Below are 12,205 nucleotides of genomic sequence, written 5' to 3' on the forward strand. Positions count from 1 at the left end.
CCACCGCAGCAACGGCGGATTGCTACGCGAATCCACCCTACGACTGGTACCAGACCTGACCATTCACTTGCCGGGGCAAGTCATGAGCCATTTTCTTGATCGACTGACCTTCTTCACCCAGAAACGCGAGCCGTTTTCCAACGGTCATGGCGAGATGCGGGCCGAAGACCGGCAATGGGAAGACGCCTACCGCCTGCGCTGGCAGCACGACAAAATCGTGCGCTCTACGCATGGCGTGAACTGTACGGGTTCCTGTTCCTGGAAAATCTACGTCAAGGGCGGCATTGTGACGTGGGAAACCCAGCAAACCGACTACCCGCGTACGCGCCCGGACATGCCCAATCACGAGCCGCGCGGATGTTCGCGCGGGGCGTCCTATAGCTGGTATCTGTACAGCGCCAACCGCATCAAATACCCCATGATCCGCGGCCGACTGGTGCGGCTGTGGCGTGAGGCCCGCAAGACGCTGGCCCCGGTTGAGGCGTGGAAATCCATCGTCGAAGACCCGGCCAAAACGCAGCAATACAAAGAGATTCGCGGCCGGGGCGGCTTTGTGCGCGCCACGTGGGAAGAAGCCAACGAGATCGTTGCCGCCGCCAATATCTACACCATCAAGACTCACGGCCCGGACCGGATCATTGGTTTCTCGCCCATTCCGGCCATGAGCATGGTCAGTTACGCCGCCGGCGGCCGTTATCTGAGTTTGCTGGGCGGCACGCTGATGTCGTTTTACGACTGGTACTGCGACTTGCCGCCTTCCAGCCCGCAAACCTGGGGCGAACAGACCGACGTGCCCGAATCAGCCGATTGGTACAACTCGGCCTTCATCATTGCCTGGGGCTCCAACGTGCCGCAGACGCGCACGCCAGACGCCCATTTCTTTGTTGAGGCCCGTTACAACGGCACCAAGATCGTGGCGGTAACGCCCGATTACTCGGAAGTCGCCAAGCTCTCTGATATCTGGCTGCATCCCAAACAAGGCACCGACGCCGCGCTAGGCATGGCTATGGGCCACGTGATCCTCAACGAGTTTCACGTCAAACGCACCGTCCCCTATTTTGATGACTACTGCCGCCGCCTGACCGATTTGCCCTTGCTGGTGCAACTGAAGAAACACGGTGAGCACTGGGTTGCTGACCGTTTTTTGCGTGCGTCCGACTTTGCCGATCACCTGAACCAGGCCAATAACCCCGAGTGGAAAACCGTCGGTTTTGACGAAACCAGCCAGCGCTTTGTAGCGCCCCAGGGTTCGATTGGCTACCGCTGGGGTCAGCAGGTAGAAGGTGATCTGGGCAAGTGGAACCTGGAACAGAAAGACGGCGCGGGTAGTGAGGTGAAACTGGCGCTCAGCCTGCTCGAAGCCAAAGAGGATGTGGTGGGCGTCGCCTTCCCCTATTTCGGGGCAGAGGAACACGAACACTTTGCCCACAACGATCAGGGCGGCGATGTGCTGGTGCGCAATGTGCCGGTGAAACATGTGGGCGAGACACTGGTGACCACCGTGTTTGACCTGATGTGCGCCAATTACGGTATCGAGCGCGGCCTGGGCGGTCAGGCGGCACAGAGTTACGACGATGACATTGCCTACACACCCAAGTGGCAAGAAAAGATCACCGGCGTGCCGCCCGACAAGGTGATTGAAATTGCCCGCCAGTTTGCGCAGTCGGCCGAGAAAACCGAAGGCCGCAGCATGGTGATCATCGGCGCTGCCATGAATCACTGGTATCACCAGGACATGAACTACCGCGCCGCCATCAACATGCTGATGTTGTGTGGTTGCATTGGCAAAAGCGGTGGTGGCTGGGCGCATTACGTGGGCCAGGAAAAACTGCGTCCGCAAACCGGCTGGACCGCACTGGCCTTTGCGCTGGACTGGTCCCGTCCGCCACGCCATATGAACAGCACGTCGTTCTTTTATGCGCATACCGATCAATGGCGTTACGAATCGCTCACCACGGCGGAAGTGCTCTCGCCCCTGGCCGACACCAGCCGTTATGGCAAAACGCTGATCGACTGCAATGTGCGCGCCGAGCGCATGGGCTGGCTGCCTTCTTCACCGCAGATCAACGTCAACCCGCTGAGCGTGGCTGGCAAAGCGGCGGCGGCGGGGGTTGAACCCAAAGACTGGCTAGTGCAGCAACTGAAATCCGGCCAGACCCGCATGGCCTGCGAAGACCCGGACGCGCCGGAGAATTTTCCGCGCAATCTGTTTGTGTGGCGCTCTAACCTGTTTGGCTCATCCGGCAAGGGGCATGAGTATTTCCTCAAGCATTTTGTCGGCGCGCAGCATGGCATTCAGCAAGGCGATATGGGCGAAACCGGCGGTGAGAAGCCGGAAGAAGTGGTGTGGCATGACAAGGCGCCGGAAGGAAAGCTGGACCTGATCACCACGCTGGATTTCCGCATGAGCACGACTTGTCTGTATTCAGACATTGTGCTGCCCACGGCCACCTGGTATGAAAAGAACGACCTTAATACCAGCGATATGCATCCGTTTATTCACCCGCTGTCTGCCGCCGTCGACCCCATCTGGCAAAGCCGCAGCGACTGGGAAATCTACAAAGGGTTTGCGAAGAAATTCTCCGAACTCGTCCCCGGCTATCTGGGCGTGGAAAAAGACATGGTGCTGGTGCCGCTGCAACACGACACCCCCGGGGAACTCTCCCAGCCATTCAATGTGGAAGACTGGAAAAAAGGCGAGTGCGAGCTGATCCCCGGCAAGACCGCGCCCAATATGGTGATGGTGGAGCGGGACTACCCCAACGTGTACAAGCGCTTTACCGCACTCGGCCCGTTGATGAAAAAACTGGGGAACGGCGGCAAGGGCATCAACTGGAACACCGAACACGAGGTGGATGGGCTAGGCAAACTGAACCGGCTGGTGACGGAAGAAGGCGTCAGCAAGGGCTTGCCGCGCATCGAAACCGACATTGATGCCGCCGAAACCATCATGCAACTGGCGCCGGAAACCAATGGCGAAGTGGCGGTGAAAGCCTGGCAAGCGCTGGAGAAATTCACCGGCCGCCAGCACAGCCATCTGGCCGATGTGCGCGAAGACGAGAAGATTCGCTATCGGGATATCCAGGCCCAGCCGCGCAAGATCATCAGTTCCCCCACCTGGTCTGGTATTGAGAGCGAGCACGTCAGCTACACCGCCGGGTATACCAATGTGCATGAACTGATCCCCTGGCGCACCATCACCGGCCGCCAGCAGTTCTACCAGGACCACCGCTGGATGATCGACTTTGGTGAAGGTCTGGTGAGCTATCGCCCGCCGATTGACACCCGCACCGTCACGCAACTGCTGGGCAAGCAAGCCAACGGCTTTCCGGAAATCACCCTCAACTTCATTACGCCACACCAGAAATGGGGCATTCACTCTACCTATACCGACAACCTGATCATGCTGACCCTGAGCCGGGGCGGCCCGATTGTGTGGCTATCTGAAGTGGACGCGCAAAAGGTGGGGATTGAAGACAACGACTGGATCGAACTCTTCAACGTCAACGGCGCCATCGCCGCCCGCGCCGTGGTCAGCCAGCGGGTGAAAGAAGGCATGTGCATGATGTACCACGCGCAGGAAAAGATTGTGAATGTGCCGGTGTCTGAGGTCACCAAACACCGTGGCGGCATTCATAACTCGGTCACCCGCGCGGTGCTTAAACCCACGCACATGATTGGCGGCTATGCCCAGCTTTCCTACGGGTTTAACTACTACGGGACGGTGGGTTCCAACCGGGATGAGTTTGTGATTGTGCGCAAGATGAACCGGGTGAACTGGGCGGATGCGGCGGAGGATCATGTGGCGGCGCTGGATGTGGATAGGGCGACGTGAGGTGTGGGGTGTGGGGTGTGGGGTGTACAGATTGTGCGTATCACTTCTGCCTGCACGCCAAGGCCTCGTCATTCCGGCCTTGAGCCGGAATCCGGCTGCGATGCAGGCATGCTCTACGGGGAAAATTCGGAGTAGTGAGGATGATCCACCGCAAGCAGCCCGCTGGGCTGCGTACTGGATTCCCGCCTCCGCGGGAATGACGAGGTGGTGGGCGAAGTGAAACATTCTTGCGGGCAGATGGTTTACGGGGTTGGGTTGCTTTTGATGTTGAAGTTGCTTTTGACGTACCTCCCCTTCGGCAGCGCCGAGCATCGCAGAAAGGTGCGGGGTTTCGGCGTAAGGGTGTTTGAGGCCAAAGGCCGAGTTCCCTGGAGCCAGCCGCGCCTTGCGAGAAGCGCAGGGAATCCGCAAAGCGGGCGCTGTCGCCGGGGTCGCCTTTCTTTTGGTTACTTTTCTTGGGGCCGCCGAGGCTGGCGACCCAAAAGAAAGTGCCTTGCTGTCGGGCAACCCCCGACATCCAAAACACCGCGCCGCAAGGCGCTAACAGCGTTTCAAGATTTTGCAGCAGTACCCAAACCGGCATTGCCGCTGGATTCCGGCTCAAGGCCGGAATGACGAGTCAGTGGGAAAGGATAGAAGTCATTAGCTAAAGCAAATATCGCCGCTGGATTCCCGCCTCCGCGGGAATGACGAAGTAGAAAAGCAGCCGCACGCAAGTGCAACCAGCGCCCCACAACGGCGCAATGGAGAACACGCAAATGAAAATCCGCGCCCAAATCGCCATGGTGTTGAACCTGGACAAATGCATCGGCTGCCACACCTGTTCGGTCACCTGTAAAAACGTGTGGACCAGCCGGTTGGGCGTGGAGTACGCCTGGTTTAACAACGTCGAGACCAAACCTGGCGTCGGTTATCCCAAAGACTGGGAAAACCAGGAGCACTGGAAAGGCGGGTGGGAGCGCAAGACCAACGGCAAGCTCAAGCTCAAACAGGGTAGCCGGCTGCAAATCCTGTTCAATCTGTTCGGCAACCCCAACCTGCCAGAGATTGACGACTACTACGAGCCGTTCACCTTCGATTACGAGTACCTGCAAACCGCGCCGGAGATGAAAACCCAGCCGGTGGCGCGGCCGATTTCCATCCTCACCGGCAAGCGGATGGAGAAGATCGAATGGGGCCCGAACTGGGAAGAAATCCTGGGCGGAGAGTTCTCCAAACGCAGCCAGGACTACAACTTTGAGTCGGTCCAGAAAGAGATTTACGGCGAGTTTGAAAACACTTTCATGATGTATTTGCCGCGCCTGTGCGAGCACTGCCTGAACCCGGCGTGCGTGGCGTCCTGTCCGTCCGGGTCGATCTACAAGCGGGAGGAAGACGGCATTGTGCTGATAGATCAGGACAAATGCCGTGGCTGGCGCATGTGCGTGTCCGGCTGCCCGTACAAGAAAATCTATTACAACTGGTCGTCCGGCAAGGCAGAGAAATGCATCTTCTGCTACCCGCGCATTGAGGCCGGCCAGCCGACGGTGTGCTCGGAAACCTGCGTGGGCCGCATCCGCTATCTGGGCGTGTTGCTGTATGACGCAGACCGCATCGAAGAAGCTGCCAGCGCAGAAAACCCGCAAACGCTGTACGAGGAACAACTGGGCATCTTCCTGGACCCGTATTCCGAAGCCGTGCGTGAGCAAGCCCGCAAGGATGGCATCCCGGAAAACTGGCTGGACGCCGCCCGGCAGTCCCCGGCCTACAAGATGGCGGTGGAATGGAAGATTGCCTTCCCGTTGCACCCGGAATACCGCACCTTGCCCATGGTCTGGTACGTGCCGCCGCTCTCCCCCATCCAGGCGCGCGCCAATGCCGGCGAAGTGGGCGTGAACGGGCATATTCCGGACGTCAACAGCCTGCGGATTCCCGTGCGCTATCTGGCCAATTTGTTGACAGCCGGGGCAGAGGCACCGGTGGTCTCCGCGCTGGAACGCATGCTGGCCATGCGCGCGTTCTTCCGCCAGCGCCAGCTTGAGGGCACAGATGACCTGGCCTTGCTCGATCAAGTGGGCATGAGCCTCAATCAGGTGGAAGACATGCACCGCTATCTGGCGATTGCCAATTACGAAGACCGTTTTGTCATCCCGTCCACGCACCGGGAGTACGCCGAAAACGCCTACCAATTGCGCGGCGAGTGCGGGTTCTCGTTTGGCAACGGGTGTTCTGATGGCACCACAGAGACCAGTCTGTTTGGCGGCAAGATGGGGACCAAGAAGGTGTTCCCGCTCAAGACCATCGCCGGGAATTCGCCGGAGAAAACCGTTGACTACTGAACCCGGCAGTCACGCTTTACCGCTGCGGGCGCTGGCCGCCTTGCTGACCTACCCCACGCCGGAGATGGTCGCCGCGCTGGCGGAAATCCACGCCGTGCTGATGGAGAGCCGCTTGCTGAACCAGCCGCTGAAAGAACGGCTCACGCCGCTGTGCACGCGGCTGGCCACCACAGAGCAGCTTGAACTGGAAGAAACCTGGGTGGGCCAGTTTGATCGGGGCCGGCGTACCTCGCTGCATCTGTTTGAGCATCTGCATGGCGAGTCACGCGATCGCGGCTCGGCCATGGTTGATCTGTTGCAAACCTATGAAACCGCCGGGCTGTATCTGAAAGATGGCGAGTTGCCCGATTACCTGCCGGCGCTGCTGGAGTTCTGCAGCTGTGTGGATGCCAAAACGGCACACACATTCATTGCCGATTGCGCCCATCTGTTACGCCCGCTTGGGGACACCCTGGTCGCCAAAGGCAGCGACTATGCCGCCGTGCTGGAAGCCATCCTGCAACTGGGCCGGCAGGCCGGGCTGGACTGGACCAACGCCGCCCCGCCGCCCGAGCCCGAAGATATCGACAAAGAGTGGCAAGAAGAACCCGCCTTCGGCCACACCCGCTGCGGGAATGAGCCCGTAACGCAAACCATCCAGTTCATGTCGCAACCGGCCTTGCGCCGTTCAGGAGCCTCATCATGACCGATCCCTGGTGGCATCAGTTTCTGTTCGGTTTCTACCCCTATATTGCGCTCGCCATGTTTTTTGTCGGCAGCCTGGTGCGCTTTGACCGCGAGCAATACACGTGGGAGAGCGATTCATCCCAACTCTTGCGCAAACGCCAGTTACGGCTGGGTTCCACACTGTTTCATCTGGGCGTGCTGGTGGTGTTCTTTGGGCATCTGGTCGGTTTTTTGATGCCCGAACCCATCGTGCTGGCGCTGATGAGCCCGCATATGCATGAAATGATGGCGATGGTGGCCGGCGGTGTGGCCGGCGTGTTTGCCCTGATCGGCATCACCGTGCTGGCTTACCGGCGTTTCACCGACCCGCGCATCTGGTCCAACACGCGCACCTCTGACGTGCTGGTGCTGGTCATTTTGTGGCTGCAACTGGCGCTGGGCCTGTTGACGGTGGTGTTCTCGCTCAACCATCTGCCCGGTTACAGCTTTGAAGTGCTGGTGCAGTACGTGCAAGGCATCGTCACCTTCCGCCCGGGTAACGCCGACCTGCTGATCGGTGTGCCGTGGGTCTATCAGGTGCATATTTTTCTGGGGCTGACCATTTTCCTGGTGTTCCCGTTTACCCGGCTGGTGCATATCTGGAGCGGATTTGCCTCTGTGCTGTATCTGATCCGGCCGTACCAGATCGTCCGCACCCGTCGCCGCAGCCTGGAGCGCTGAGCATGCCCTTTGCCACCATCAATGACACCCGGATCGAAGCCGACGATGACGCCGCGCTGCCCACTGCGGCCGTGCAAGAACTCTTGCGCCAGCGCGCGTTACACCTGGGTCTGCTGGAAGCCGAGGCTGACGAAACCCATCTGAGCGGCGCACTGGAACAACTCCTGGCGCAGGAGGTTCATGTCCCCCAGCCCGAGCCAGAGGAACTGGCGCGCTACTATCACGCGCACATCGGCCGCTACACCGCAGGCGAACTGGTCTTTGCCTCGCACATTCTGTTGCAGATGACACCGGGTATGCCGGTACAGGCGCTGCTGGGCCGGGCGGAAGCCATTTTGCACCACGTGCAATCTCACCCTGAAGACTTTGAAGCCGCCGCGCGGGAGAACTCCAACTGCCCTTCTGGCGAAGTCGGGGGCAGTTTGGGGCAACTGCAGCGCGGGGATACGGTGCCTGAATTTGAACAAACCCTGTTTGCCGATCAGTCTGTCGGGCTCTGGCCACAACTGGTCCGCACCCGTTTTGGCTTTCACATTGTGCGCATTGACCGGCGAGAACCGGGCAAGGTGTTGCCACTGGAGCTGATTACGGAGCGCGTGCAGAAAGACCTGCAACGCCAGGCGCTGGACAAGGCGCTACGGCAATACGTGAGCGTGCTGGCGGGTGCGGCGAAGATTGAAGGGGTGATGCTGGAACAGGCGACTTCGCCGTTGATGAATTGATCACTCGAAGGTGCGTGGGCAGCGCCCGCGCGATGCCTCTGGCCTTGCTGGCATAGCGACATCTGGCGTATTCAATGCGCGGAAGGCATTGCTGGATTCCCGCCTGCGCGGGAATGACGAGTCAGCGGGATGCGTGGGGTTGGGGTTGATTTTGCCGTTGCCGTTGCCGTTGCCGTTGCCGTTGCCGTTGCCGTTGCCGTTGCCGTTGCCGTTGCCGTTGCCGTTGCCGTGGATTTTGACTTTCCCTCCCCGTTAAAGCCAAGCGCCGAAGAAGGGAGAGAGACCTTAGGCTCCCGACCGACTGAGGGCAGCCCGGAGGGCCGCCAGGCTGGGGTCGCCTTTCTTTGGTTCCTTTCTTTGGCGAAGCAAAGAAAGGGACGTGCTCCGGCCACCGCCGGTATCAAATGTTTTTCAACCCCGCGCCGCGAGGCGCTAACAACGGCTCAGGTTTTAACGAAGCCAAGGTGGATTGTCGCTACCGCTCCGAATCCACCCTACGAGTTTGCCACCAGGCCACCTGCAGCAGCTAGCCCTCGGCAGCCCCCTGGATTCCGGCTCAAGGCCGGAATGACGAATCAGTGGAAAGCCAGCAAATCATGCCTGCCAATCCGGCATTAAACATCGCGCCGCAGCGCGTAAACAGGGATTCCAGGCTTTCCGGCTGCAGCCGGCAAACCACTCACTTCACCTCAAACTCCCCCGCCGGCACCGCCTTCCCCCAGTGATACCCCTGCCCCATATCGCACCCAATCGCCTTAAGCCACCCGGCCTGTTCGGCGGTCTCTACCCCTTCAGCCACCACCGTCATCCCCATGCCATGCGCCATGGCGATGATGGATTGCACCAGCACCGCGCTGGAAGGCTTGTGGATTACATCCTTGATAAAGGAGCTATCGATCTTGAGCGTGGTAATCGGGAAATGCGTCAGGTAACTGAGCGCAGAGTAGCCCGTGCCAAAATCATCCACCGCAATGTTCACGCCCATGGCGTAAATGGTTTCCAGCGTGGTGCGGGTGGCGGCGTGGTCTTTGAGCAGCAGGCTTTCGGTCATTTCCAGTTCCAGCCAGCGTGGGGCGCAGCCGGTTTCTGCCAGCACCTTGCGGACGGTCGCGCCCATATCGCTTTGCTGCACCTGACGCGGCGAAATATTCACCGCCACATGCAGATCACGCTGGTGGATGCGGTTCCATTCCAGCGCCACGCGGCAGGCATCGCGCAGCACGTATTCGCCAATTTCCACAATCAGGCCGGTGTCTTCGGCAATGCCGATAAAACTGTCTGGTGCCACCCAGCCACGCTCGGGATGATGCCAGCGTAGCAGGGCCTCCGCGCCGACCACCTCGCCATGCATGAAATCGAACTTGGGCTGGTAGTACACCATCAACTCACCGCGAATCAGACTGCGGCGCAAATCGGCCTCCAGCCCCAGCCGTTCATGGTCGCGCTGGCTGATTTCCTGCGAGTAAAACTGGAAGTTGTTGCGGCCTTTGGCTTTGGCGTCATACAGCGCCCCATCCGCGTTTTTGACCAGCGTTTCGGCCAGTGCCCCATCCTGCGGAAAGACGGAGATACCGATACTGCCGGTGACTACCAGCTCGCGGCCATCCAGCGTCATCGGCGTGGCCAGGCGGCCCAGAATATGGCTTGCCAGCGTACTTAAGCGGGTTTCTTCGCGGATGCCCGGCAAGACCAGAATGAATTCGTCGCCACCCAGCCGCGCCACGGTATCCGAGGCACGTACGCAGCTTTTGAGCCGCGTTGCGGTTTCACACAGCAAATCGTCCCCGGCGGAGTGACCCAGAGTGTCATTGATGGTCTTGAAGCGGTCCAGGTCCAGCATCATCACGCCGACCTTGTCGTTGTTACGCTGTGCGTTCACAAGGGCCTGGGCGATACGGTCATTGAAGAGTGCGCGGTTGGGCAAGCCGGTGAGGACGTCGTAAAACGCCAGCGAGTGGATTTTCTGGCGATACGCCAGCAATTCCGTGATATCCCGGCCCACCGCCAGCACAGAGACCACATTACCCTGCGGGTCGAACTCCGGGTTCAGACGCATCTGCCAGGTTTTCAGCGGTTTGCCGAACTCTACATCCACCGTATCGGCCAACCCGCTTTGCAAGACGTTTGCCAGGGCGGCATTGAAGGCAGCCGGGTTTTTCAGTACCGAGCCCTCAGTGACCGGTTTATCCAGCACATCACTGAGCAACTGGCCGGTGGCGTCGGCAAAGGCCTGGTTGGCGTAGAGCCGGCGCGTGTCGTGGTCATAGCGCACGATCAAGTCGGGCGAGTTTTCCGCCAGCGTGCGGAAATCCTGCTCGCGGGCGATCAGTTGGGTCTGGACCCGTTTGAAATCGGTGATATCGCGTCCGATGGTCAGTGCGCCACCGACCGAGCCATCGGCATCGTGTTCAGCCACCAGCAACACGTGATAGGTCCGCATGACCTCACCGGGGGGCTGGATGGTCAGTTCGACCTCGTTATCCTGCCCGGTGGCAATCACCTGGCGGAGCACCTTGAGAAACCGCCGCTGGCTTTGATCAGGGAAACGCTCCGGAGAAATGCGTTCCTTCGGGTCATTGGTGGTTTTGCCCAGGATCTGGTGCAGATGCGAATTCATGTAGAGAATTTCCGCATCCCGCCCATAACGGCATACGGCATCCGGTGAGTTCTCTGCCAGGGCCCGGAACTCTCGCTCACGGTCGGCCAGCAAGCGTTCTACCCGCATGCGCTCCGTAATGTCGGCCACCAGTTCTGCATTGGCGTGCTTGAGCGCGGCGGTGCGTTTTTCGACAAGACGGCGGACTTCCACCGCCTGCAAGGCCTGACGCAGCAACCAGGCGGAGGCCAGCACGCTGAGCAGTACGCCGCCCAGCAGAGCCATCAGCGAGCCCACGTGATTGACCAGAAACGGCACCGGCGCATATGCCACCACGTACCAGTTCTGCCCGGCCACGTTAAAGCTGCGGGTCACAATCTCCGTGTTGTGCGGGGTAAGCCAGTCCGGCCACCAGCTACGCGCCGCAGCGGCCGGCGGCTGACCGCCGGTACGGAATGCCAGGTTGTGCTCATCTTGCCGGGTGCCGGCGTAAATGCTCAGCCCGATACTGGATTTGGGATCAAATTCACCCACGCTATCGAGCAGGGTTTTAAATAGACCATCCGTACGGAACACGGCGGCTGTATCGCCAATGGCCGGGGTGCCTGGCGGGGCATTGCGCGGGTACACCGGCATCAGCATCACAAAACCACGGCGCGAGGCGTCTCCCGCATGACCCTGCGCCAGTTGCAGCAAGCCGGTGCTGGCCGGTTTGCCGGTGGCCAGGGCATTGGCCAGCGCGTCACGTTCGCCCAGATTGCGGGTGACATCCAGCCCCAACGCCGGCTCGTTGCCGGCCAGGGGTTCAAGATAATCCACCACGGTATAAATGGGCCGGCGCGGGCTGGGATACACCTTGCCGTCTTTAAGCATGGTGATGCCAAAACCGGGGTACAACGCCCGCATGCGTGCTTCATACGCCGGACGATCTTCATCCAGGATAATCCGGTGGAAATTGAACGCCTGCACGTACGGATAGCGGGCCAGCAAGGGCTGGGTAAAGATATGGAACTGCTCCCGCGTGACGGGGGTGTCTACCGTGACAAACAAGCGGTTGAGCACCACCAGCACCTGGGCGGAGTCGTCCAGACCATCACGGATGGCAAAGACGCGCTCGTCGGCCTGCTGGCGGAAATCCAGCAATACCCGATCGTACTCAAGCTGCCCTACGCCCAGAAACAACAGCGCCGTAGCAGACAGCCCGGCCAGCAGGGCAAACAAGGCTGCAAAAGGAAACGCAGACAAACCGCGGGATCTGAACAAGTCAGCCGTCCTCTCTTACCCGCATACAGGGCAAAGCCATGCCATTGCCTCCAGTTGTTTGTCATTATTCCGGTAAACGCGAATC

6 protein-coding genes are annotated in these 12,205 nt (G+C 59.8%); 5 read left to right on the forward strand and 1 reads right to left on the reverse strand.

Going from position 1 to position 12,205, the window contains the following annotated elements:
• Positions 1–82 precede the first annotated feature (82 nt).
• From HNQ50_RS16310 to HNQ50_RS16330, 5 genes are all read left to right on the forward strand, one after another.
• On the forward strand, positions 83–3,835 hold the full coding sequence (locus tag HNQ50_RS16310; protein ID WP_184102266.1) for a nitrate reductase subunit alpha: 3,753 nt from the start codon (positions 83–85) through the stop codon (positions 3,833–3,835).
• Between the two features lie 758 nt (positions 3,836–4,593).
• Positions 4,594–6,153, forward strand: a complete 1,560-nt coding sequence (gene narH / locus HNQ50_RS16315) for a nitrate reductase subunit beta (protein ID WP_184102267.1) — start codon at positions 4,594–4,596, stop codon at positions 6,151–6,153.
• Complete coding sequence (narJ, locus tag HNQ50_RS16320) at positions 6,143–6,838, forward strand: nitrate reductase molybdenum cofactor assembly chaperone (RefSeq protein ID WP_246428758.1); 696 nt, start codon at positions 6,143–6,145, stop codon at positions 6,836–6,838. The genes narH and narJ overlap by 11 nt, the downstream gene beginning before the upstream one ends.
• Positions 6,835–7,539, forward strand: a complete 705-nt coding sequence (narI, locus tag HNQ50_RS16325) for a respiratory nitrate reductase subunit gamma (RefSeq protein ID WP_184102269.1) — start codon at positions 6,835–6,837, stop codon at positions 7,537–7,539. Before narJ ends, narI begins: the two co-directional genes overlap by 4 nt.
• 2 nt (positions 7,540–7,541) lie before the next feature.
• Positions 7,542–8,261: a peptidylprolyl isomerase gene (locus HNQ50_RS16330; RefSeq protein WP_184102270.1), complete on the forward strand. Its 720-nt coding sequence runs from the start codon at positions 7,542–7,544 to the stop codon at positions 8,259–8,261.
• A 679-nt stretch (positions 8,262–8,940) separates the two neighbouring features.
• Here HNQ50_RS16330 and HNQ50_RS16335 read toward each other — a convergent pair.
• Entirely contained in the window at positions 8,941–12,120 is a 3,180-nt protein-coding gene (locus HNQ50_RS16335; RefSeq protein ID WP_184102271.1) for a bifunctional diguanylate cyclase/phosphodiesterase, read from the reverse strand.
• Positions 12,121–12,205 lie beyond the last annotated feature (85 nt).

It is taken from the genome of Silvimonas terrae (assembly GCF_014202765.1).
Taxonomy (GTDB): domain Bacteria; phylum Pseudomonadota; class Gammaproteobacteria; order Burkholderiales; family Chitinibacteraceae; genus Silvimonas; species Silvimonas terrae.

Bases quoted from the DNA above. Each gene is read 5' to 3' on its own strand.
- HNQ50_RS16310 (WP_184102266.1), top strand. From the start codon at position 83: ATGAGCCATTTTCTTGATCGACTGACCTTCTTCACCCAGAAACGCGAG.
- narH (WP_184102267.1), top strand. From the start codon at position 4,594: ATGAAAATCCGCGCCCAAATCGCCATGGTGTTGAACCTGGACAAATGC.
- narI (WP_184102269.1), top strand. From the start codon at position 6,835: ATGACCGATCCCTGGTGGCATCAGTTTCTGTTCGGTTTCTACCCCTAT.
- HNQ50_RS16330 (WP_184102270.1), top strand. From the start codon at position 7,542: ATGCCCTTTGCCACCATCAATGACACCCGGATCGAAGCCGACGATGAC.